The organism is Rhodococcus sp. P3_B8 (assembly GCF_056402775.1).
Window position 1 is genome coordinate 86,240 of sequence record NZ_JBFUGT010000003.1, and the last position, 22,721, is coordinate 108,960.

Sequence of the window (22,721 nt, forward strand, 5' to 3'; positions counted from 1 at the left end):
AGCTCGGAAGCCAGCCGAAATCCGCGACTTCTGCGACTTGTCTCCAGATGCAAAAGTATGATGTCACCTTCTTTGTCGGGAACGTGATTCTTATCGCGGCTGTATCTCCAGTCGGGTGGGAATCGAGCCGTGCGTCTGGTGCGCGAGCAACCGTGGTGGCGAGACGATCTGCACAATCGCCGAGCAGATGGCGCTGTATACAGCGATGGGGTGGATGCCGGCAGTGTCGGTGTCGAGTCATCGTGGCGGAAGAACGCCGGACTGGACAAGACCGGCGAAATGCTCAAGGCCACAACGCCGTCTCCGGCGCGGGTGTACTTACCGGCGACGGAAGTGATCTGCCGTTTCGTCGCCGATCACCGCAATAAGTTTGGCGTCGCACCGATCTGTCGGATCGCACCGAGCGCAGGTACACGATCGCCCAGACAGTCTGCTGCCCTCGGCGCATGCGCTCGCTATGCGGTGTAAGAGCCGCCATCACCGCAGTCCTTTCTCGTACTTCGCCGAGCTCGACTAGCATGGTCAGGCCCGGAGGGAGACCCTGCATGGGTCGTTGAAGATGGGGCCATCAACGCGGGTGTCGAGTTGGCCATCCGTCGGTGTCCGGCACCGAGAAGTACTTCTTCGAAGTCTGCTGATCGGTAGCAGTTGCCGCTGTCGGTCACCAACCACTGAATCCGACCCGACGGCACGGATGGTGAAGAATACTCGCGGTCGATGCGCGAATATGATAGCGAACTATTCCTTTTCGTCGTTGAGCGCTGGCAGCAGTCGGTTTATGGCGTGGTATCGAGGAACGATCGTCGAGTCCGAGCTGGCCAGACTCGCGCCCTCGGCTCACTTACTTCGATGTGCACCCACGGGAGGTCACCATCTCGGCATCGCGATACCGTCTGGTGTGGCAGCGTTCGACGAGGCGGCGGCTCGCAGGGGAACGGGCTTTGTGTGGGTAATTGACGGGTCCTTCTTCGACGCAGACGAGTCTGGTGGTTCTTCTCATCGTGCCGTCGGGTAAGCCCCGCCCCGTCACGGAGACACTCCGCCGCGGTGGCCACAAACGTCATGACCCGCACCAGCTAGCTGGGGGGATCCCTTGTCCCGGCGATCCCGTTCGGAGGTCCCACCCCAAACACCATGGTATTCGCGAAAAGACAGAGCGTGGGTGCGGCACTCCGCACGGACAGGGCAGTCGGCGCAGATTTGCTTCGCGCTTCGCTCCCGGCGGATTCGTTCGCCATGTCCTTCTCCCTCACGAGGGAAGAAGAGGTCTGTTCCAAGTTGACGGCATTGTGCTTTGAGCTGCCACGCCCATACGTCGGTGAGCGGACGTAACGCCTTCGCGTCGCGGACCTCAGTAGAGGTGATTGGTGTCATGTGGACCAATTGCTAAAGAGTTTGTCATTGAATTGAGCGATCGAGTTCGGCCGTGTCTGGCGTTCCAAGTGATCGAATCAGAACGCTGTCATTGCACTCAAAAGTATCCCGGACATCGCCGCTCGAACGGCAACCCGCTTGAATGAACGATTCCGATGCGAGGTGTGGTTGACCCTTCGTATCCGGGATTGTGGATGTCTGATCAAGACTTTCGCACGGGGACAGCGAGGCACGGGAGGTCCTTGGCCGCCGAATGCGGGGAAGGCTAGCAGGAGCGCATCGCGAAGCTAATGTGTGAATCGCTATCCGCCCCGTCGGAACTTGGCGGCGGGGCGGATAGGCGAGACAATAAGGTGACGAAAGTCCGAAGGTCGCCGCACAAATGCTGGCGTGTAGCTCATTCAAGCGACTAAGTCGGGCGGTCGTCGTTGTAGGCCGAATCTATCGGTCACACGGATCGCGTCAAGTATCCGCGGGACCGATAGATGAGGGATTTGGAAGGTGCGCGGCACCGGTCCTCAGGGCACTAAGAATCAGCCAACGCCTTCGCGTGTGCTGGTAAACGTGTGGACCATTTCACCGATACCTTCGATGCGGGTGCGGACTGTATCGCCGGAAGCTAGGTAGCGGGCGGGGGTTCGACCCATACCGACTCCGGCTGGAGTGCCGGTGAAGATCAGATCGCCAGGGTAGAGGGTGCAAATTGAGGAGATAGTCTCGATGAGGGCCGGAACGGGGAGGAGCATTTGTCCTGTGTTGCCGTCCTGGACTAGGTCATCGTTGACCCAGCATTGAAGGCGTAGCGGAGTGTCCAACGTGAGTTCGTTGACGGTGACCAACTCGGGTCCGGTCGGGCCGAAACCTGGGTAGCTCTTGCCGAGCGAGAACTGCGGCGACGTCCCGCTCATTTGCACGTCGCGGTCGCTGAAGTCCTGACCGACGGTCACGCCGGCGACGTGCTGCCACGCGTTCGTGGCCGCAACATTTCGTGCTTCGTGACTGATAACGACGACCATTTCCACTTCCCAGTCAACGGACGGTCCAGAGAGAGTGATCTCTCCGGTGGGCCCGATCAGGGAACTGGTGAACTTTGTAAATACCGAGGGAACGCCTGGTGCGGCGTGGAGACCGGTCTCGGTGGCGTGGTCGGCGTAGTTGAGGCCGATGGCGAAGACCTGACTTGGACGGGGTACCGGCGCCTGGAGATCTTCGGTTCGGTAGGGGCTGGTCGGACCCGTGGGATCTATACGCTCCGCCCAGGCGCAGAACTCTGGCCACCGGGTGAAGAGGTCCATTGGATCGGGACCGAACTCAGAGTTGCTGGCCTTGGCGATGTCTATTGCGCCCTCTGGTTTCAGTAGGTGGGCGCGTCCGTTCAAGTTGGCGAGGCGCATTCAATGTTCCTGTGAGTGGGAGATCGCTGGGGTGCGGAAAAGCAAACGCTTATTGACCCGCATGCTCGTCGATCAGGGAAAATGGAGCAAGACGTTTGGAACCGTGGTTGGCAGGTTGGGGCGCTTGGGTGCGCTGTGAGCAACCGGCTGAAAAGGATTGTTCCGGAGCCGGATCGTCGGAGTCGACCTTAGCCCTTCGTCTCGGCGGTTGCGGTCAGCACCGCACGCCCGAGGATGTGCTTGGCGATGTTGAATCCGAGGAACGCGGGCGACGTGCTCGGGTCGACGCCGATTGACTCTACGTCCAGGGCATGGATGACGATGAAGTAGCGATGCGGTCCGTGTCCGGCCGGAGGAGCGCCGCCAATGAATCGTACTGCTCGCGCGTCATTGGGGATCTGAATCGAGCCCGAAGGTAGGAGATCGCCGGCACCGTTTCCTGCGTCGGTGGCCAGTTCGGTGACCGAGGCGGGAATATCTGTCACCGCCCAGTGCCAGAAGCCGGAACCGGTTGGCGCGTCTGGGTCGTATACCGTCACGGCATAGCTCTTCGTTTCGTCTGGTGCACCGGTCCATGACAGCTGCGGTGAAATGTCTTGGCCGCCTGGGATTCCGAAGATGCCGGACAGCTGCGCAAGCGGAAGTGGCTGTCCCTCCACGATATCCTTGCTGGTCACAGTAAAGCTCGGGACTTGTGGCAATCCCGCGAACGGATCATTCTCGGACATGGATCTCTCTCTCGAGTCGTCGGTTACCGGTGTGGGCATATCGGCCTGCCGGATGGGATAATGCGATCGGAAACTCATGGATGGTCGGCTAGCGGCGCGGTGGCGGTGTCGAGCACTCCCGCTTGCCTCGGTGCCGGATTGTTCGGGACGTTCGTGCCTGGATAGTCATTGACCAGGTCGGTCTTTGGACGGACTAGGTGTTGTCGACGAGATCGGAGTGTTCTGTTCCCACACCGAGTGCAGGAACTTGACCGCTGATTCGACGACCGGCGGCGTGCTGAAGACAGGATCCGCGTGGTTCGCACCGGCCACGATGTTCATGAGGGAGCTGCCGCCCTCGGCGAGAATGGTCTCGTGTAGTCGTGTGCTCTGCCGCAGTCCGCAGCGTTGGTCGGCGTCGCCATGGCTGAGGTGGGTCGGTGGCAGGTGAGATGCCCGCCGAGCCGCGCTGGGAACGGAGGCGCCGGCGAGGATGTCCTCGCTTGCGCTCATGGGTGCGCCAAAGAATCGTGAGATGACGTCGATCGCATCGTTGTGTGCGCTTGCAGTCGGTTGGATGGTGTCGCCGACCAGAGTTGCGAAGTCCGTGACCGGATAGTGCAACACTACAGCCGACAGCCGTGCCGTGTGATTGACGTGATCTCCGATCGGACGGCCGGGAGAGATGTCGTCGCAGAGTGCAGCTCGGGCCATTAGATAGCCCCCAGCCGAGCTGCCCCAACCAGCTATTTGGTCGCTGTGCAAGTTGTAGGTTTCGGCGTTTGCTCGGATCCAGCGAATTGCCGCCAGAACGTCTTCAATGGGTTCGGGGTAACAGACCTCACCCGTAAGGCGGTAGTCGATCGTGGCTACTGCGATTCCCTGGCTGGGCAGTTTCGACCACGGGCCCATTTCCTTGATACCACCGGAAAATCCTCCCCCGTGGGCGTACACGACAACTGGTGTCGGACCGTTGGAGCGGAGAGGAAGATGTAGGTCCAGTGTCAATGGTCGCCAACCGGGTGCAATCGCGTAGCGCAGCCCGAGGTGGGATGTCGCTGCGTCGATGATCTGAACGGGTTTAGGCGCCCAAAGCGCTGGATCTGCAAGGTCCGTCGGTTTCAAGGCGGGAAGTCCACTCTCCGAAGGATGGGGCACTGCGCGAATGGCGGTCAAAGCTCCTCCGATACGGTGGATAGGGGATGAGGGCTATATGAGAGTCGACGCTGGTCGGAACGTATATCGAGTCGCTGGGTATTGCACAGCATTGAGGATTCAGTCCTCAGCGCTGAGGAGCTCTTATGGAACGAGAATTGCGCGGCCTCGTACCCGATCATTGGCGAGGTCTTCGAGAGCTTGTGCGGCTTTCTCTAGTGGGTACTGCTGTGTGTGTAGGGCTACTTTGCCTGCCTCGACTAGTGCCATCAGTTCTACGAGGTCGCTGTAGCTCCCGACACTGTTCCCGACGACGTTCTTCTGCCCTAACACGAAATCAACTGTGGGGATGCGTAGCTCACCGCCGTATCCAATGATGTACTGGGATCCGCCCGTCGCTGTCATCAGCCAACCATCCTGCTCGGCTCCATGCTCTGCGACGAAGTCGAAGACGACGTTCGCGCCCACCCCATTGGTTAGGTCTTTCACGGCTTGGACGTGATCGCCGTCAGCCAGCACAACCACATCTGCTCCGACCTTCTTCGCCAGTTCGAGAGCATCGGGATGGGTGTCGATGGCGATGATTCTGGTCGAGGTGGTCGCGGCCAGGGCCTGGATTCCGATGTGCCCCAAACCGCCGGCGCCCTGCACAACGGCGGTGGTACCCGGATGCAGTAGCGGAATAGCCTTCCGCACTGCGTGGTACGCCGTGATACCGGCGTCGGCCAAGGCGGCTACGTCGGCAGGATTGGTATCGGGGCTGAGTTTGACACAGGCTCGGGCAGTGGTGCGCATGTATTCGGCCATGCCGCCGTCATTGTTAGATACGCCGGGGAAGAAGGCGTCGGTGCACTGCATGTCTCGTCCGGCGCGACAAGCAAGGCACAGACCACAGGACGGTTGGGGGTGAAGAATGACCGTGTCTCCGACCTTGACATTCGTCACGCCCTCGCCGACCTCATGCACCCAGCCGGCGTTCTCATGGCCGATCGTGTAGGGCAGTTGTGGGCCCATGACCTTGTCGAACTGGCCCTCGATGATGTGGAGATCCGTGCGGCAGACTCCGGCGCCGCCGATCTTCACGATCACATCCAGGGGACCCGAGAGTACCGGCTCTGGCACTTCTTCCACGATTGGCTGCTTGTGGTAGTCGTAGAGACGAACGGCTTTCATAGTTCCTGTTCCTCTGGATATGTCGGATGGATCGGTCACAGCCGAATGGTCTGCAGAGCATTGGTATTGCTGTTTTGCTGTGTTCAGCCGGCCGGCGATCTCGCCCCGGCAGCTTGGGTCACAGGGGTGCGCTCCTGTGTGGGGACCGTGACAACAAGGACTACAATTGCGGCGGCAATCATGGGCACGACGAGCAGACCGAACAGAGACCTCGGCGACCACGAGCTGTCGAGCAGCACGCCCGCCAGAATCGGAGCAGTAAGCGCGCCAATTCTGCCGAACGCCATCGCCCATCCGACTCCGGTAGCGCGCACAGGCGCAGGGTATAGCCCGGGTGCGATTGAATTGAGGCCAGCTCCGCTGGCGTTGATGAACATCCCGATAGCGACGGCAGAAACGAGCGCCGCCGTCAACGAATCGAGGGTAAGATTCATCGCCAAGAACGAGAGTCCAGCCCCCACGAAGGCGAGCGCGGTGAGGGTACGACCTGCAACCTTCAGCGCGAGGACCCCGAGTAGCAGCGTTCCCACGAGACCACCGAGATTGAGCAGTACCCCTCCGCTCATGCCCTGCTGCGCCGAGAACCCACTTTGTTCCAGAAGACGCGGCGTCCAACTCGCGGCGAAGTAGAAGCCCGCCATCACGATGAAGTAGGCGATCCACAAGAGGGCGGATCGAATAGCCATGCGACGATTCAAGATATCCCGAGTGGTTCCACGCTGCTCCTTCGACTGTGGGGTCGGGAGTGCAGTGAGGCGCGCCATGTGCATGCGATCGAGTAGTCGATTGACCTTCGCCAGTGAATCCTTCGGCCGGCGATGAAGCAGGTAGTCCAGAGACTCGGGCATGAGGACGGCGACAGTCACTACCAGGACGAAAGTGAGCACGCCGCCCACGATGAAGGGTGCCCGCCAACCATATTCCGAGACGAGAAGTTGAGCGGCAGCGCCACCCAGAATTCCACCCACCGGCAAACCCGTCGCATACAGGGCGATCATGGTTCCCCGCAACCGCTTCGGCGTGAACTCGGTGATGATCACCGGCAGACTGGCCACCGTTCCGCCAATACCGAGGCCAGTAAGCAAACGTGAAAAGCCCAAGTCGACGGGTCCGGTGCTGAGGGACGAGAGGACCATACCGAAGGTGCACAGGGCAAGGCATACGAGTGTTAGTCGACGCCTGCCGACCCGGTCCGCCAGTGGGGCCAGGAACGCCGAACCGAGCGCCATACCCACGAGACCACTGCTCAGCAGCAGACCCACCTCTGACTCGGACAGTGCCCATTCGTCGGCGACCCCTGATGCCGCAAAGGACATCACTAACACATCGAAACCGTCAATGACGTTGATGACTAAACAGATTGCGACAACCGCAATCTGGAAACCGCTCATTTTCGAGCGGTCGATCCTATCCTGAATCAACATCACGGACGGTCCTTCACCCTGAGATGTGCCGTGGCGTCAATTTCCACCAATAGGTCGGGGCGCACCAACCCCTGAACGATGAGCAAGGTGTTCGGCGGGTATTCGCCCTTCGGGTAGTGGGCGGCGAAGAAGGCCTCTCGCGCCGCATAGAACTCAGGGACGCTGTCGCGCGACACGAGATAGGTGACGAATCGCACCACCTCCCGGAGGGAGCCGCCTCGGGAAGCAAGGGCTTTCTGCACGTTCTCGAAAGCGCGATAGGTTTGGCTCGTCACGTCCGGTCCAGCCACAGCATTGTCCTCGGTGAGACCGCACTGGCCGGCGACGAATACGAGGTCACCTGCGTGTGCGACGTGTGTATACGAGCTCAACGGATCGCCGAGGCCTTTGGGGTTTGCGTATGTCGGCAGGGTAGGCATAGTTGTTCCTCTTGAAGTCAATTGCAGTGGAGCGGAGTTCGGGCTATGCCCGGTAGTCTTGATCCTGTTAGGCCGTGACAGCCACTGGATCCTTCGGTGTTAGAGTGCCGCCGGCAAGCACGCGGCCGAGTGCACGGGCTAGTTCAATCTCGGCGCCTGCGTGCTTGGCTCGCCAGGCCACGTGACCGTCGGGCCGCACGAGAACGGCGCCATCAGTTCCGATTTCCAACGGACCCAAAAGGTGCGGCAACCTCTTGACCTCAAGAGGAACTGATGTTGTGGCAATGAGGCTTTCGCCTGCCTGTTGCCACGCTTCGGCGTCGGGCCCGCACACCAGTACGAAAGTCGTGTCGAACCAGTCGATGCTCGATTCGGTCTTGGCGACATCCATCCAGAAGTGGGGAAACCGAGCGCCTGGGCGGTCCGTGGGCCAGTAGCGCTGTGAGTCGTGTTCGGGTACCGGCGTGCCGTCGTCGACGATCGCCCCGTTGGTGTAAATGAAGCCCATTGATTGACCTTCACTGTGGAGTTGTTTGTCCATATCGACCAGTAGCTCGCGCCAGGCACCTGGGTCTTCGTTTCGGTGCCGGAAGGCTTGGTCCATCTTGTCCATACGCTCCTGATTGCGGACCGCGAACGCCGTGTTTGACTGCGCAACTGGTCGGCGCTCGGACTCGTAGGTGTCGAGTAGCGTGTCGTCGGCATGGCCCGACAACACGGCCGCCAACTTCCATGCAAGGTTGTGCACGTCTTGGACTCCGGAGTTCAGACCGTTCCCGCCGGCGGTGGGGAACTGGTGGGCGGCGTCTCCGGCGAGGAAGACTCGACCCTTGCGGAACTGTTTCGCCACTTGGGCGCTCAACTTCCAATTCATCACGTTGATTCGCTTGACATCGAGGTCGGGAATCCCCCACTGTTCGCGAACCATTTCGATCAAGCGAGCCTCGGAGATCGGCTCCTCCCCATCTCGGAGCTTCTGGACCGCGAGCCAGCGATCACCGTCTGGCCCTGTGGCGAGCACGTTGGTTTCTTCCTTCGACGGGTCGCTTGGGCGGACCAGGAATCCGATGGCACTACGCACATGGGGGAGATGACTGACATCGGCGCGGTAGTAGTGGTTGGCCATGAGCGCCATTTGCTCTCGGCCATCCATTTCCACTCCGAGCGCGGAGCGCACCGTGCTGGATGCACCATCGCAGCCGATGAGATATTGAGCTCGAACCTCGTACTCGTCGCCATTGGCGACGCTGCGTAACAGCGCCCGGACGCCGTCGGAATCTTGATCGATGGATACCAGCTCGGTCGATCGAAAGACCTGCGCACCGGGGCGAAGGGACAGTTCGTGATCGAGCGCCTCCTCCACCGCATCCTGGGGCACGATTGATCTAGGAGCCGGTGTGTTCAGGCTGGGTGCGGGTTGCGTGTACGCCACCAATGGTCCGTTCAGGCTTTCACACCAACAGGCGACGTCGGACTCTTGCGGCAGGCCTGCCCGTCGAATTCGTTCTTCGATGCCCCAAAGGCGGAACTGCTCCATCGTCCGGGCATGACACCCACGGGCCTTGGGATGGGTCGTAGTGGCTGCGCGGCGCTCGGTGAGGAGGCTGTTGATCCCGAAGCGATCAAGGAGCAATGCCATGCTCATCCCCACCGGTCCACCGCCCACTATGAGTACGGGCACATCAATCATCACTTACGTTCCTTTTCGAAGAGGGCATGAAGTGCCCGATCTGAGGGGCTTGCTTCGACTGCGAAATCACCGTCGTCGGTTCTTCCAGGGGCTATCAGTCGCTGTACGACACGCGACTCTTGCAGCGATCGTCGTCGAGCTCGGGCAAGACGACTACCCGTTCCTGTTCGTATGCGTCGGTCCGCGCCGTGACGAATGCCGCATCGATCGTATGGCTGCGGTTGTAGGACACGTGCGGGCAGAACGGCGGGATGTACAGGAAGTCGCCCTCGCCCAGAATCAGGTCGTGCTCGAGCTCTGCGCCCCAGAAGAAGTGCACGCTCCCTTTAATTCCGTAAAGGGCTGACTCGTGCTCGAGATGGTAGTGCGCGTTCGACTTCTCGCCGGGGCGCAGTGCCGTTACCAGCAGGGACAGATGCTTCGACGGTGTGCTGACACCGTTAACCCCGAAGAGCGCGTTGACGTCCTGCTTCGCGCGAACTTCCTTCTCGGGGCGGACCCGTGTGACATCGCCATCCCATTCGACCTTGAAATCCATGATTGTGGTCCTTTCCTGTTACTTGATGAAACCGGAGCTGCGGGTTTGCGCGGTGGATCTGGTCCGCTCGTACTTGTGCGTCAGCTAAAGATGCGTATTGAGCCAAGACCGACATCGGTGCAGTACGCCTGGTAAAGATGCACGAAGCTCTAGAGGTCCACGGTCCTATTGAGCGAGTCGTCATCGTTGAGGAACTCGATCGTTCCCGTCCACGGTGAACTCCACCTCGGTGTCCTCGAAGATTTGAAGCGTATGGATTGTGGCAGGGTTTCCCGCACGAAGTCACCTGGAGCGGCCACCCAGTCGTACTCGAGGTACCTCCAGCGTCCACGTTTGGGTGACGGCCGTGACTGGCCCACGGTTTCGGTGCTTACTCAGAACAGAGTCCCCAGCGGATCTCGGTCCCAGGACAAACTGGCCGTTACGGTTGTCAGCCCGAAGTAGGTTGATCTCAATGCCGTCAACCCAGGGAACCTCGTCTGTGGAAATGTATCGGTCCTCTGCCGCAAGGCGCCGCGTGATGGACAGTTCGGCGCAGTCGAGATCGCTCAATGCACCGTAGACCGCAGACCCAACGGGTGTCCCAGTCACATTTATCCCCTCTTTCGCATGGAGGTGGTCTTGTCGTTACCCGCTGGACAGATCTTGCGCCAGAGTGAGCCGACGTCGAGGATGGTGTGCAAACTTTGAACGATGAGAAATCTGGCGGCGGCGTTCATCGACATACTGAGGGTGAACGGCATCCGGTTCGGAACTTGTCAGTAATGAGTAGGAGGCGCGCGATGACATCACGGGCGACTCGGGACGCGTGGGAGCGTTTTCAGTCAGGAGCGGTCGCAACTGCTCGCGCGGAGATTCTCGATTCGTGGCGGCGTTCGAAGAGCAACGGTGTCGACCCGGAGCGGCTCGAACTCGTCCATACGGAGATCGACTACGAGTCTCCCTTCGTTCGTGTCGGCGCCCCCGTTCTGCTGGGCATGGCAGACCTACTGGTCGGAAACTCCACGTCCTTAGCGCTCGCAGATGCTGACGGAACGGTTACCTGGCGTTGGGATTCCGACCGAACAGTGGGTCGAGAGCTGGACCGAGTGGACTTCGGTCCCGGCTCGCGGGTGGGGGAGTCGTTAGCCGGGACCAATGGGATCGGGATAACAACGAAAACCAACCGGCTCTCGCTGGTCGTCGGCGCGGAACACTACAAACAACCGTGGCACTCGTGGGCCTGCGTTGCTGCGCCAGTGGTGCACCCAGTCACACGCCGTGTCGCCGGCACAGTCAATGTCGCCTGCCGAGCCGAGGACGCCAATCATCTGCTCCTGGTGGTCGTCCGTTCGCTGGTCGACGGGGTCGCTTCGGCGCTGAGCGCCGCATCTACTGCACGAGAGAAGCGCATGCTCGATGCTCACCTGTCATTCCGGGCGACAGCGACCGGGCCCGTCGTAACCATCGATCGCCAGACCATGATCATTGAGGACTCGGCGGCCGAGTTCGGGTTGGACCGAGCTGAACTATGGTCGGTCGTTGCTGAGGCAGGCCCATCCGCAACGGAAGTCGCTGTCGGCGACGGCTTGCATGCTCGTCTCTATCCCGTCGTGCCAGGACGCCTCGACGACGGCGTCGTCCTCGTCATCCGACGAGGAAAGTCGCGCGGGCTGGCTCCGTCTACGGCGGCGCCCGCAGTTAGCCTTGGGCCATTGGAGCAGGCTGAGCTAAAAGTGATTACCGAAACGCTGGCGGAGTGCGGGGGTAACAAGACCGAGGTTGCGGCCCGCCTCGGGATTTCCCGAGGCACCCTCTACCACCGACTCCGCCGTTACCGACTCGCCTGAGCGAGAACAGCGGCACGGGACCCTTCCAGGTGACCCGATGCCTCCTGAAACTCCTATGCCGATGCACTGCGTGCGCGCATGGACCGCCCCGTCGGAGATCTGAGAAACATCGTGACCACTACCTACGAGATCCCGGACAACGCTGAAAAGCTTATCCGCGGCGGACGAGCCGTTCGCGCACGTCGCCCGTGCCTCGTCCGACATCAAATTTTGCGGTCTTCCTTCACATTGGCGGATGCGGCTCCCTCAACTCCAACACCCAGACCAGCGAGGGCGCAGTACAACGTCTTTCGATGAAAGTTCGACGAGCCCGAATTGTTTCAGATGATCAGATGACCATCACCGCAGTGGACTGCGTAACCCCTCGACGGCCGCTCTCCGCGTCGCCGCACCAAGTATCAACAAACGGAACAGTCAACAAGCAGGAACAACTATGAACACTGAACAAGATTCTTCCAACGCCTGCGTCTCCCATACGGGCCATCAGGTGGCGCTCGACCTTCAACTGCGACGGTACCGGAACGTTCGGCGGCGAAAAGTGGCGGATAGACTGGCTAGAAAGGAGCCGATCGAGTTCACCGGCGAGGCCGGAGAGATTCTCCGATTCGCGCTCATCTGGGCCCCGTACGGCGGGGCGCCCGCCGAAGAGACGTTCCAGAAGTTCGGCATGGCGCCGCGCAGATTCGCAGAGAAGCTTTGGCAGACAGTGGAAGAACTCGGCTGCGGGAGGACGATCACCAGTCAGTTCGCGTCCGTGTACGCCCATCCCGGACCCGGCTGACTGACGAGGCATGCCGAAACCCTGACGGACAGAGCGGATGCCCAGTGCGCTCCGTCAACTCGTCGACGACGGATTCGAGCGTCCCCATCCTGCTCCTCGCGTGATCTCCTCCAGTAGGGGGATCGACCGATGAGGCAGGGGAGTGGTCAGCGCGAGTCTGGTACTCGAATGAACAACCCCAGCAATGGCGACGACGCGCTCGATCAGCTCCTGCAGGTTGGCCTGTGTTGGTGTGGCGACCCGGACGAGAAGATCCTCTCGTCCGGTCGTGGCGTAAACCTCGAGGACCTGGGCGATAGCTGCCAGATTATCAACCACTGCGGTCAGCCGGCCCTGCTCGATCTCAAGCGCGATGAACGCTTGCACCCCGATGCCAGCCTGAGCTAGATCGAGTTCCAGCCGATAGCCGGTCAGCAAACCCGCGTCCTCGAGCCGCCGCACACGGGACTGCACGGTGTTTCGAGACACGCCCAGGGCTGAGGACAGCTCGACGACACCAGTGCGAGCGTCGAGGGCGAGCAGACGCAGGATTTGAACGTCGAGCCTGTCGATGCTGAGCATTCTTCTCACCTCACTGTGTGACAGGGATCCTCAGATGACCCGATGGATCAGTTGCGTCGACTTGGGTTGACCGGAGCGTAAACCACAGTCAGCCTTAGTGTTACATCACGATCACGTCGTCGCGCACGGACTGTGTGCGGAATCATGGACGGTGCACCTAATTATGACTCAGTTGACCGATGCCGCTCCGGCGTCAACCCAATTCGACCTTTCCAGCCGTTACCGGGTCTCCTCCGGGCCAGTGCTGATGACTGGTGTTCAGGCCATCGCGCGACTGCTGGTCGAACAGCACGAGCAGGATCGGCGAGCCGACAAGCAGATCGCCACCTTCGTCTCTGGCTATCAGGGCAGTCCGCTCGCCGGGCTCGACAAGCTGTTGGCAAGCATTCCCGAATTGGCCTCTGAGCATGACGTGCGGCTCGTGCCAGGCATGAACGAGGAACTCGCGGCAACTGCGGTGTGGGGCAGCCAACTCGAACTTCCCAAGGGCGACCGCACCCACGATGGAATTGTCGGCCTCTGGTACGGCAAAGGACCAGGCCTCGACCGGGCCAGCGACGCATTTCGCCATGCGGCCATGTACGGCGCCCATCCTGCGGGCGGTGCGCTGGCCTTGGTCGGCGATGACCCTGCCGCCAAGTCGTCATCCGTCCCTGCCGCGAGCGAGCGGTCGCTGGCAGCACTGTCAATGCCGATCTTCTTCCCCCGCAACGCAGAAGAGATCATTCAATTCGGGCTCTACGGCGTCGCCCTGTCCCGAGTATCAGGATGTTGGCCCGCGATGAAACTGGTCGCAGACGTTGCAGACGGCATCTGGACCCTTGACCGCGACTTCGCCGACCTCGATATTGTCGTCCCCACAATCGAATGGGAGGGCCGACCTTGGACCTACCGGCAGCGGGTGCTCGCGGCCCCACCGGACAGTGTGCTGGCTGAGGCCGATCTGTACGGACCCCGGTGGGCGATGGTCGAAGCTTTTAACGCCGCCAACAATATCGACCGGATTGAGGTCGACCAGGCGGACGCTTGGCTTGGCATAGTCGCCGTCGGCACCGCGTACGACTCCGTCCGCCAGGTATTGCTCGAGCTCGGCCTCACCGAGGCCGACCTGCACAACTCCGGCATCCGCATACTCCGCGTCGGAATGCCCTATCCACTCGGCGCCGACAAGGTTCGTCGGCTCGCGGCCGGGGTGGAGGCGGTCCTTGTGGTCGAAGACAAGACGGCGTTCGTGGAGTCCCAGGTCAAGGACATCCTCTACGGTCAGGCCGCCGCACCCCGCGTGCTCGGCAAACGCGGTGACGGTGGAAGCCGTCTGATCCCGCCGGACGGAGAACTGACCGCGGCCCGCCTGACTGCACCGCTGCGGAGAATCCTCAAGGACCGAGTGGCCGTCACTACTCCACCCCCGCCGCCGTTGCAGCTGACCGTGCTACCGGCTAAACGCACCGCCTATTTCTGCTCCGGGTGCCCACATAACCGCTCCACCGTGGTCCCCGAAGGATCCCTCGCGGGCGGGGGCATCGGCTGCCACACTTTGGTGACGATGTCCTCGCGCACAGACTCTCAAGTCACCGGACTGACCCAGATGGGAGGCGAAGGCGCCCAGTGGATCGGCCAGGCACCGTTCACAGACGTCCAGCACATCTTCCAGAACGTTGGTGACGGCACTTACTTCCACTCTGGACAGCTCGCCGTGCAGGCCTGCGTGGCAGCTGGGGTCAATATCACCTACAAGATCCTGTACAACTCCGCCGTAGCGATGACTGGCGCCCAGGACGCCGAGGCAGCACTCACCGTGCCGGACTTGACCCACAAACTCGCGTCCGAGGGTGTCACCAAGATCATCGTCTGCGCCGAGGAACCGCATCGACACAAGGGCGCCTCGTTTGCCGCGGGGGTGGTGCTGTGGGACCGGGACCGCCTGGACGAGGCTCAGCGGATACTGCGTGACACCAAGGGCGTCACGGTGCTGATCTACGACCAGCAATGCGCGGCCGATGCCCGACGTAAGCGCAAGCGCGGTGACCTGCCTGCGCGCCGCACCCGGGTGGTCATCAACGAGGCGGTTTGCGAGGGCTGCGGTGATTGCGGCGTCAAGTCCAACTGTCTGTCCGTCCAACCGGTCGATACCGAGTTCGGCCGCAAGACGCGCATCGACCAAACCAGTTGCAACACCGACTACTCCTGCCTGGATGGCGAATGCCCGTCGTTCGTGACAGTCGAGCTGCCCGAGAACACAACTGCCCCACGCAAGGACGTGCCGGCTCCACCACTGGTGGCGGAGCCGAACCTCCCGGCGATCACCGCCACCCACAACGTATTCCTCGCCGGCATCGGCGGTACCGGCATCGTCACCGTCAATCAGGTCCTCGGCATGGCCGCCCTGCGTGCCGGACTGCATGTCGAGGGGCTCGATCAGACCGGGCTTAGCCAGAAGGCCGGCCCAGTCACCTCACATCTGCGGGTGAGCATCGACGCAGCAGAATCCTCCAATCGGATCAGCCCGGCCACTGCCGACTGCGTGTTGGCATTCGATCTGCTGACCGCCGCCGACGCGAAGAACGCCGGAATCGGTAACCCCGAGCGTACTGTCACTGTTGCCTCCACCAGCAAAACAGCTACGGGTGACATGGTCTACGACAGCACGGTGGCCTATCCCGCGGATGAAGGGTTGCTCGAGCGACTCGACGCACGGGCCCGTACACTCACCGCGTTCGACGCGCTCGCTGCGGCGGAGGCGATCTTCGCGAACACCGCCGCAGCGAACTTCCTGCTCGTCGGTGCCGCCTATCAGGCCGGTGGGCTTCCGATTCCGGCCAGCGCCATCGAAGAGGCCATTTCAATTAACGGTGTCGCGGTCAAAGCCAATCAGACGGCGTTCCAGTGGGGACGTGTCGCGGTCGCCGATCCGGCGGCGTTCGAGGCGGTTACCACCGCTGCCAAGGTCGCCCACCGCAGCGACACCGCCGTCCCCGTCCACCTGCTCAGCGTCTCGACCGTGACAGGAGCGAGTCGGGAACTGCTCGAACGGCGCGCAGCGAACCTCGTCGCGTACCAGGGAGATCACACTGCCGTCCGCTACATCGACGTCGTCGAGTCGGTGTGGGCTGGTGAGCGGGCCGTCACCGACCGCACAGATCTGTCAGAAGCGGTGGCGAAGAACCTTCACAAGCTGATGTCCTACAAGGACGAATACGAGGTGGCCCGTATGCTCACAGACCCGGCGTTCCTCGAAGCCGTCGAGGCGGAGGTTCCGGGCGGGGCGAATCTGACTTACAAGCTTCATCCTCCGACGCTGAAGGCGTTGGGGCGCAGAAAGAAAATCGGCATGGGCCCTCGCACCCACATCGCACTCAAGGTGCTGGCAAAAGGTAAGTTTTTGCGCGGAACAGCGTTTGACCCGTTCGGATACGCGCGTGTACGTAAGGTTGAACGGCAGCTGATCGCGCACTACGAATCTATGGTCCTCGACCAGGTGAGGTCACTGACCGCCGAGTCCTACGATACCGCGGCGGCGGCGGCATCGGCGCCGGATCTCGTCCGCGGATACGAGGACGTGAAGATGCGCAACGTCCGCACTTACATCCTTCGGTTGGAGGAACTCGGGATCGACACCGCCGCACTGCGGAAGTAGTCAGGCGCTCCCCCCCGGGGGGTGTCCCTATGGTTTTCGTCAAGCCGCTGAGGGGGTTGGATTCCGGTAGAGTTCCTTGTTCTTGAGCATGGCGTAGAGGACGTCGCAGCGGCGTCGGGCGAGGCAGATCAGGGCCGCGTTGTGTTTCTTCTTCTCGTCCCGTTTCTTGTCGTCGTAGGCGCGACTGATGGGGTCGTGGAGGGCGGCGAAGGCGGACAGGAACAGGGCGCGTCCCAAGTTTCTTGTTGCCGGAGCGGGCGGGGTGCTCGCCACGGATGGAGGATCCCGATTTTCGGGTGACCGGTGCGATGCCGGCATAGGCCGCCAGGTGGGCGGCGGACGGGAAGGCGGAGCCGTCGCCGACCTCGATCAGGATCCGAGCTGCCGCCGAAGACGCCGATGCCGGGCATCGAGGTCAGGACTGGGAAAAAGGGTGGTCATCGAGGGCCCTCTCCACGTCCACGGCGACCGCTTTGCGTTGTAACAGGGTTTCTTTCAGTGAATCCGCAAGTTTGGGTAGAACGGTTTCGGCGGCCGCGCTGCCGGGCACCACCTCGGCCTGCTCGTCGAGGGCGGCAAGGATGTCGGTGGCCAACCTGGCGCCCATTCGGGGTGCGTGCTTGACCGCGAGCGCGGTGAGCTTGCGCTTGCCGGCTTGCCGGATTCCGGCCGGCCCGCCGCAGCGGGAGAGGACCTCGAGGACCGCCGGATGGGTAATGCGGGGGCCAAGGACCCGCTCGAGGGCCGGGTGGATGGAGGTGAGCAGGCCGCGGATGCGGTTGCTGACCCGGGTGGCCTCACCGGCAAGGTCGTCGTCGAATCCGACGAGGACCTCGAGCTCGGCGAGCGCCTCGTCGCCGGTATCGACCCGGCGCCGGGTGTGCGGCATGGTGCGGGCGGTGGGAAAGCGCGGGCGTGCGTTCCTGGTCGTTCGCGTCGGTCCTGGCGGGGGTGAACGTGGCGTCCGGCTACGGTTGTAGGAGACGGGGGGCATATCGCCGAGGTGTAGAGAAAGTCCGCCCACTTCCACGTCCAGGTCGTGCCCCCGCTGCAGGATCGGAGGTGTCAAACCGAGCGTGCGAAGACTGGAGGGGTCATGAGGGCCAAAATCAGCAATGACGGATCCGGGGACATGAGACCTGACATCGCCGAGTCATGGCGCCGGGCCAACCTTGCCGGACTTGATCCCACTGCGCCGTTCCAGGACCCGGCAGACGTGGAGATCGACACCGAGAGTTCGTTGCTCGTCGGAGCCGCGCCGGTGCTCGATGAGCTCGAGTCGAGCCTGCGAGGAAGCAGCTACGCGACCGTGCTCGTCGATCGAGACTGCCGGGTCGTGCGACGGTGGTTCGACGACAGACGCGTCGGGGAACGCTTCGACACACTCAACCTCCGAATCGGCGCAAGTCTCCTCGAGGACACGATAGGCACCAACGCGCTCGGGACAGTCATGGAGACTCGTCGTTCAATCGCGATCAATGGAGCGGAGCATTTCGCCCAGTCGCTTCGTTGTTTCAGCTGCTACGGACATCCGATCCGCCACCCGTTGACGAAGCGTATCGAGGGAGTGCTGGACATCTCCGCGAAGATCAACAAGGCCAGCCCGCTGCTTCCGCCGCTCATCGCTCGCGCCGTCCACGACATCGAGCAGCGACTGCTCGACGGGAGCCGTGCCTCGGAAAAGAGCTTGTTGGCGGCCTTCCAGGTCGCCGCTGGTCTGAGGAGGCGCGCCATCGTCGCGATCGGCGAGAACATCGTGCTTTCGAACCAGAGTGCATCAGACCTGTTGAGCGCCGCTGACATTGCGCTGCTCCGAGTCCTCATGGGCGGGCCGACAACGCGGCAGGACACCAAGGTCGAGCTGTCTCTTGCGTCCGGGCAGCCAGTCAAGATTCACATCACCAAGATCGATGGGGGAGGGGCCGTACTCCGTGTGGATCCGTGCATCTCCGGTCGCACTCGGTCCGTCGGACGATCCCGATCAAACCTTGCGTCGGCTGCGGCGCGGACGATCGTGGCCGGCGAGCCAGGCACGGGCCGCACCACGAGAGCGCGCCAGCTCGCGGCACGTCCGCCGGCGAAGCTCCTGAGCCCCGCCCTCGCACTCGTTAATGGTCGTGAGTCCTGGGCGCAGGACTTCCAGAATGCGGTGCGGGACTCGACGGGGTCGGTGTGCATCGATGGCATCGATCTGTTGCCCGACGAGCTGCTCGACCTGGTGATCGAAGCCGCCGGTGCCCGGGACAGGCCGCAGCTGATCTTCACGTCCGGTCCGATCCGCGGCTTGACCGGCCGGGCCGCCTTGCTCGCAGGCATGGCCACGCAGCGTGAGGAGCTTCTCCCGCTCTCCGTGCGGCGTAAAGATATCCCCGAGATCGCCAATGCGATGCTCAGGTCCATTGGGGCGGATATATCCGTCCATTTCACTCCGCGAGTAGTTCAGGCGTTGTCCGCACAATCGTGGCGGGGCAATCTGCGAGAGCTCAACGCCGTGATCGAGTACATGGCGAATCGGCGCACAGTAGGCGGTCTCGTGATGGACGATCTGCCCGAGCAGTACCGTTCGGTGGATCCAGCGACCCCGATGACGGCGCTCGACCAGGCCGCACGTGACGTCATCGTGGCGGCGCTCAGGCATGCCGGCGGCAATAAGGTCAAGGCCGCAAGAGCCCTAGGTATGTCACGCACAACCTTGTACGCCCGCATGCGGACTCTACGGATCGCGACCTCTGACGCCTGGACATCGTAGTCGGACTGTCCAGAGACTGAACACCTCTCAACGCGCAGAGCGTGAATGCTGTGTGACGCAAGCAACCTAGACACGTGGCGTCAACCTCCGGAGGTATTTTGTGACCGCACAATTGACAGACCTGCACGACTCGGTCGTTCCGAAGGTTCGGGAGTTCCTGAGCCGACCCAAGAAGCTCTTCATCGGTGGCCAGTGGATTGACGCGGCAAGCGGCCGCTCCTTCGAGACCATCGATCCCGCGACCGGACAGGTCCTCACGACCGCGGCGTGGGGCGAGGCCGAGGACATTGACCGAGCAGTCAAGGCCGCACGCACCGCGTACGAGGGAGAGTGGAGCCTCTGGACTCCAGCGCAGCGCCAGCGACTGTTGTTCCAGATCAGTGAGAAGATCTACGAGCGTGCCGAGGAGCTAGCGCAGCTCGAGGCTCTGGACAATGGCAAGTCCGTCGGCGTGGCGCAAGCCGTCGACGTCACGTGTACTGCGGAGCTCTTCGCGTACTACGCGGGTTGGGCCACCAAGATCGAGGGTCGCACAATCCCGGTCTCCGTCCCCTGGGCTCCGGGCACGACGTGGCATGCCTACACGCTCCGTGAGTCCGTGGGCGTGTGTGGGGCTATCGTGCCCTGGAACTTCCCTCTCCTGATGGCGGCGTTCAAGATCCCCGCTGCACTCGCGTGCGGAAATGTCGTCGTGCTTAAGCCGGCCGAACAGACTCCACTTTCTGCCCTCCTGCTGGCCGAGATCATGGCCGAGGCCGGGCTGCCCGACGGGGCGTTCAATGTCGTCACCGGGTACGGCGACGCCGGGGCCGCCCTTGCCTCGCACATGGACGTCGACAAGATTGCGTTCACCGGGTCGACCCAGGTAGGCAAGCTCGTCGTCGACGCTGCGAAGGGAAACCTCAAGAAGGTCTCGCTTGAGCTCGGCGGCAAGAGTCCCCAGATCGTGTTCGCAGACGCCGACCTCTCGACCGCGATTCCAGGAACTGCCAGCGGATTCTTGTTCAACCACGGCCAGGCCTGCACATCTGGCTCTCGTCTCCTTGTCGAGGACTCGATCTTCGACGAGTTCACCCAAGGCGTGGCCGAGGTCGCGAAAGCCAGCAGGATCGGCCATGGCTTCGACCCCGAGGCTGAAGTCGGACCCCTCATCTCCGAGGAGCAGCTCACCCGAGTGACGGGCTACATAGATGCGGGCCTACGGGACGGCGCTCGTGCGCTGTCCGGGGGCGGTCGCCACGGCACGGACGGTTTCTACGTCGAGCCGACCGTTCTGGTCGACGTGAAGGACGATTTCAGTGTCTATCGCGAGGAGATCTTCGGCCCCGTCGTGGTCGCCACCCCGTTCAACGCCGAACGGGGTGTCATCACGCAGGCAAATGACACCCCGTTCGGGCTGGCGGCCAGCGTCTGGACCCAGGACATCTCGAAGGCGCACCGGACAGCTCGCCAGATCAAGGCAGGCAGCGTGTGGATCAACTCGCACAACGCGTTCGATGCCGCTCTGCCCTTCGGCGGGTATAAGCAGTCCGGCTGGGGCCGCGAGCTGGGCGAAGGTGCGATCGACGAGTACACCCAGACGAAGACGGTGAACGTCGCACTCTGACAACGGTGTGGCTCTCGTCGACTCCACAATGGATTCGACGAGAGCCACGTGACTGTACGACCTTCGCGGGACGAAGGTGTGAACTCACTTCTGAAACCTATACCCTGAGGGCATGTGGATCCTAGAGGCCCTCGAGGACGGTGACCTCGGTGAGTGAGTTGTCTGACCGGCGACGATTTGATCGCGGTGGCGACATCCCTGGCCTAGACGCCGATCTGTGCGAGTCGGAGGAAAACGGAGCGAGCCGTGCGGGGCGCACGAACACCGAGTGGGTGTACGAGACGCTGAAGGGCGCGATCCTCGACGGCACCCTCGAACCGGGCACGGCTATCTCACAGAGCACGCTGTTTCAAAGCATCAGCGTCAGTCGCACGCCGGTGCGCGAGGCGATCCGCATGCTCCAGGCCGAGGGGTGGCTCGAATCCCAGCCCAACAAGCGCGCGCGGGTCGCGCCGCTGTCGGCCAGCGATGTCGAGCAGCAATTCGCCGCGCGCATCGCGCTGGAAGGGCTCGCGGTCGGCATATCCGTGCCGCACATGGCTGACGACCTGCCAGAGATGCGGGACCTCCTCAGACAGATGCGGGTGGCAGTGGAAGCGCACGACTACGAAGCGTGGGTCACCCCCCACAAAGCCTTCCACCGCGCGCTGACACGGGGAGCTGGCGAGATGATCGGCCAGTTGTGTGCCTCGTTGTCGGACTCGACGCAGCGCTACATCAATCTTTGCATGAAGGACATGCCGATGGCCTACATGCTCGGCGAGGCTGAGCACCAGACGATCTACGAGGCGTGTGAGGAAGGCAATTCGCTGGTGGCATCGTCGCTGCTCGCCAAGCACCTGGCCCGCACTGCCATTCAACTTGTGGGAATATTGGATCCATCTCGGGAGCCGACGCCGATTCGCACGGCGGTCAAGCTGATCGGCGATCCGGGCATCGATGCCCCCTCCACGAAGTCCCGCGGGGCGCTTTAGTTTCTGGGGATGTTGTGGCCGGTGAGGTCGATAGGTGACTTTGCCGCCGATCCCGGTGTGGGGTCGGGTGGTGATGGAGCCAGGCCCAGTCGGCGGCCAAGGTGCGAGTGAAGCGCTCGACCTTCCTGTTCGGCGATAGGGGCGGGCGTAGCCGTGGTTGAGGTTCGGACTGTGCGCCGCTGAGAAACAGGATGAGCGATAGCAGGATCCGTTGTCGGTCAACACTGCCCGCACCTCGATATGGTGGGCCGCGAAGAATGCTCGGGCCCCGTTCCCAGAACGCGGCGGCGGTCTCGTTGTGTTCGTCATGGTGTTCCTCCGAGTCCGCCACGCCTGGCGGCGGGGAGGCGCGTAACCCACGCCCTGCTTCTTGTTGCGACGGTTGCCGATCGCCCGACTTTGCGGTGCCAGCCTCCGTCGGGAATGCGGCCGAGTTTCTCAAGGTCCACGTGGACCCGTGCGCCCGTGGTGTTCGTAGTGGTGGGCGGCGAACGGGAAGTCCGGTGGCCTGATCAAGCTTCGACCGTGGATCGGGGCAGGTGCAGGTAGCTGAAGCGGGGTGGCCGCCAGCGGTGGGTGAACCGAGGCCTGATGATCCGCCGTTGGTGCCGTTCGGTTTGCGAACGCGGTGCGGTGTGGGCGGGACTCCTCCCGCCTTTTCGATGAACTACGGCTAGACGCTTGTTAACGGTCCATGAAGCGGCGGGCCC

At 62.3% G+C, this 22,721-nt stretch carries 16 protein-coding genes and 2 pseudogenes; 6 read left to right on the plus strand and 12 right to left on the minus strand.

Annotated elements, in window-relative coordinates; genetic code table 11:
- Nucleotides 1-1,026: 1,026 nt before the first annotated feature.
- The 9 genes from AC1D1G_RS02760 to AC1D1G_RS02800 form a co-directional block, all read right to left on the minus strand.
- A complete protein-coding gene (locus AC1D1G_RS02760; RefSeq protein WP_477950976.1) occupies nt 1,027-1,374 on the minus strand; it encodes a WhiB family transcriptional regulator in 348 nt (115 codons plus the stop codon).
- Between the two features lie 533 nt (nt 1,375-1,907).
- Complete coding sequence (locus AC1D1G_RS02765; protein WP_061698622.1) at nt 1,908-2,768, minus strand: fumarylacetoacetate hydrolase family protein; 861 nt, start codon at nt 2,766-2,768, stop codon at nt 1,908-1,910.
- Nucleotides 2,769-2,956: 188 nt separating this feature from the next.
- Complete coding sequence (locus tag AC1D1G_RS02770; protein WP_477950979.1) at nt 2,957-3,496, minus strand: YbhB/YbcL family Raf kinase inhibitor-like protein; 540 nt, start codon at nt 3,494-3,496, stop codon at nt 2,957-2,959.
- A 165-nt stretch (nt 3,497-3,661) separates the two neighbouring features.
- Nucleotides 3,662-4,651, minus strand: a complete 990-nt coding sequence (locus tag AC1D1G_RS02775) for an alpha/beta hydrolase fold domain-containing protein (protein WP_477950981.1) — start codon at nt 4,649-4,651, stop codon at nt 3,662-3,664.
- 123 nt (nt 4,652-4,774) lie between these two features.
- Nucleotides 4,775-5,803, minus strand: a complete 1,029-nt coding sequence (locus AC1D1G_RS02780; RefSeq protein WP_037235711.1) for an NAD(P)-dependent alcohol dehydrogenase — start codon at nt 5,801-5,803, stop codon at nt 4,775-4,777.
- Nucleotides 5,804-5,886: 83 nt separating this feature from the next.
- Nucleotides 5,887-7,227: an MFS transporter gene (locus AC1D1G_RS02785; protein WP_477951097.1), complete on the minus strand. Its 1,341-nt coding sequence runs from the start codon at nt 7,225-7,227 to the stop codon at nt 5,887-5,889.
- Nucleotides 7,227-7,646, minus strand: coding sequence for a RidA family protein (locus AC1D1G_RS02790; protein WP_037235705.1), 420 nt, complete (start codon nt 7,644-7,646; stop codon nt 7,227-7,229). Before AC1D1G_RS02790 ends, AC1D1G_RS02785 begins: the two co-directional genes overlap by 1 nt.
- Before the next feature lie 67 nt (nt 7,647-7,713).
- Nucleotides 7,714-9,336, minus strand: a complete 1,623-nt coding sequence (locus AC1D1G_RS02795) for an FAD-dependent monooxygenase (RefSeq protein ID WP_073366614.1) — start codon at nt 9,334-9,336, stop codon at nt 7,714-7,716.
- Nucleotides 9,337-9,430: 94 nt separating this feature from the next.
- The gene (locus tag AC1D1G_RS02800; RefSeq protein ID WP_037235699.1) at nt 9,431-9,874 is read right to left on the minus strand and encodes a cupin domain-containing protein; all 444 of its coding nucleotides are present in this window, start codon (nt 9,872-9,874) and stop codon (nt 9,431-9,433) included.
- Nucleotides 9,875-10,656: 782 nt separating this feature from the next.
- Here AC1D1G_RS02800 and AC1D1G_RS02805 point away from each other — a divergent pair.
- Together AC1D1G_RS02805 and AC1D1G_RS02810 are read left to right on the plus strand one after the other, a co-directional pair.
- Entirely contained in the window at nt 10,657-11,703 is a 1,047-nt protein-coding gene (locus tag AC1D1G_RS02805; RefSeq protein ID WP_061698616.1) for a helix-turn-helix domain-containing protein, read from the plus strand.
- Nucleotides 11,704-12,190: 487 nt separating this feature from the next.
- Nucleotides 12,191-12,484 (plus strand): hypothetical protein, encoded by a 294-nt coding sequence (locus AC1D1G_RS02810; protein ID WP_477950985.1) that lies wholly within the window; start codon nt 12,191-12,193, stop codon nt 12,482-12,484.
- A gap of 54 nt (nt 12,485-12,538) precedes the next feature.
- On the opposite strand, the gene AC1D1G_RS02815 is transcribed toward AC1D1G_RS02810, so the two are convergent.
- Nucleotides 12,539-13,045, minus strand: a complete 507-nt coding sequence (locus AC1D1G_RS02815) for an Lrp/AsnC family transcriptional regulator (protein ID WP_477950987.1) — start codon at nt 13,043-13,045, stop codon at nt 12,539-12,541.
- A gap of 163 nt (nt 13,046-13,208) precedes the next feature.
- On the opposite strand from AC1D1G_RS02815, the gene AC1D1G_RS02820 reads away from it, so the two are divergent.
- Nucleotides 13,209-16,682, plus strand: a complete 3,474-nt coding sequence (locus AC1D1G_RS02820) for an indolepyruvate ferredoxin oxidoreductase family protein (RefSeq protein WP_477950989.1) — start codon at nt 13,209-13,211, stop codon at nt 16,680-16,682.
- 39 nt (nt 16,683-16,721) lie between these two features.
- Here the strand turns inward: AC1D1G_RS02820 and AC1D1G_RS02825 are convergent.
- Nucleotides 16,722-17,586: pseudogene (locus AC1D1G_RS02825) on the minus strand (IS110 family RNA-guided transposase); the annotation flags it as partial.
- A gap of 546 nt (nt 17,587-18,132) precedes the next feature.
- Here AC1D1G_RS02825 and AC1D1G_RS02830 point away from each other — a divergent pair.
- The 3 genes from AC1D1G_RS02830 to AC1D1G_RS02840 all read left to right on the plus strand — a co-directional run bounded on the left by AC1D1G_RS02830 (nt 18,133) and on the right by AC1D1G_RS02840 (nt 22,011).
- The gene (locus AC1D1G_RS02830) at nt 18,133-19,431 is read left to right on the plus strand and encodes a helix-turn-helix domain-containing protein (protein WP_477950990.1); all 1,299 of its coding nucleotides are present in this window, start codon (nt 18,133-18,135) and stop codon (nt 19,429-19,431) included.
- 100 nt (nt 19,432-19,531) lie between these two features.
- Nucleotides 19,532-21,037 (plus strand): aldehyde dehydrogenase family protein, encoded by a 1,506-nt coding sequence (locus tag AC1D1G_RS02835; RefSeq protein ID WP_477950992.1) that lies wholly within the window; start codon nt 19,532-19,534, stop codon nt 21,035-21,037.
- Between the two features lie 149 nt (nt 21,038-21,186).
- Nucleotides 21,187-22,011, plus strand: a complete 825-nt coding sequence (locus tag AC1D1G_RS02840) for a GntR family transcriptional regulator (RefSeq protein WP_037235688.1) — start codon at nt 21,187-21,189, stop codon at nt 22,009-22,011.
- Between the two features lie 39 nt (nt 22,012-22,050).
- Here the strand turns inward: AC1D1G_RS02840 and AC1D1G_RS02845 are convergent.
- Nucleotides 22,051-22,643: pseudogene (locus AC1D1G_RS02845) on the minus strand (transposase family protein); the annotation flags it as partial.
- Between the last annotated feature and the right edge of the window lie 78 nt (nt 22,644-22,721).

Excerpts from the sequence above, each read along its gene's own strand:
- AC1D1G_RS02760 (WP_477950976.1), bottom strand. The coding sequence starts at position 1,374 with ATGACACCAATCACCTCTACTGAGGTCCGCGACGCGAAGGCGTTACGT.
- AC1D1G_RS02765 (WP_061698622.1), bottom strand. The coding sequence starts at position 2,768 with ATGCGCCTCGCCAACTTGAACGGACGCGCCCACCTACTGAAACCAGAG.
- AC1D1G_RS02815 (WP_477950987.1), bottom strand. The coding sequence starts at position 13,045 with ATGCTCAGCATCGACAGGCTCGACGTTCAAATCCTGCGTCTGCTCGCC.
- AC1D1G_RS02830 (WP_477950990.1), top strand. The coding sequence starts at position 18,133 with ATGGAGACTCGTCGTTCAATCGCGATCAATGGAGCGGAGCATTTCGCC.
- AC1D1G_RS02795 (WP_073366614.1), bottom strand. The coding sequence starts at position 9,336 with ATGATTGATGTGCCCGTACTCATAGTGGGCGGTGGACCGGTGGGGATG.
- AC1D1G_RS02770 (WP_477950979.1), bottom strand. The coding sequence starts at position 3,496 with ATGTCCGAGAATGATCCGTTCGCGGGATTGCCACAAGTCCCGAGCTTT.
- AC1D1G_RS02805 (WP_061698616.1), top strand. The coding sequence starts at position 10,657 with ATGACATCACGGGCGACTCGGGACGCGTGGGAGCGTTTTCAGTCAGGA.
- AC1D1G_RS02790 (WP_037235705.1), bottom strand. The coding sequence starts at position 7,646 with ATGCCTACCCTGCCGACATACGCAAACCCCAAAGGCCTCGGCGATCCG.
- AC1D1G_RS02800 (WP_037235699.1), bottom strand. The coding sequence starts at position 9,874 with ATGGATTTCAAGGTCGAATGGGATGGCGATGTCACACGGGTCCGCCCC.
- AC1D1G_RS02780 (WP_037235711.1), bottom strand. The coding sequence starts at position 5,803 with ATGAAAGCCGTTCGTCTCTACGACTACCACAAGCAGCCAATCGTGGAA.
- AC1D1G_RS02785 (WP_477951097.1), bottom strand. The coding sequence starts at position 7,227 with ATGTTGATTCAGGATAGGATCGACCGCTCGAAAATGAGCGGTTTCCAG.
- AC1D1G_RS02820 (WP_477950989.1), top strand. The coding sequence starts at position 13,209 with ATGACTCAGTTGACCGATGCCGCTCCGGCGTCAACCCAATTCGACCTT.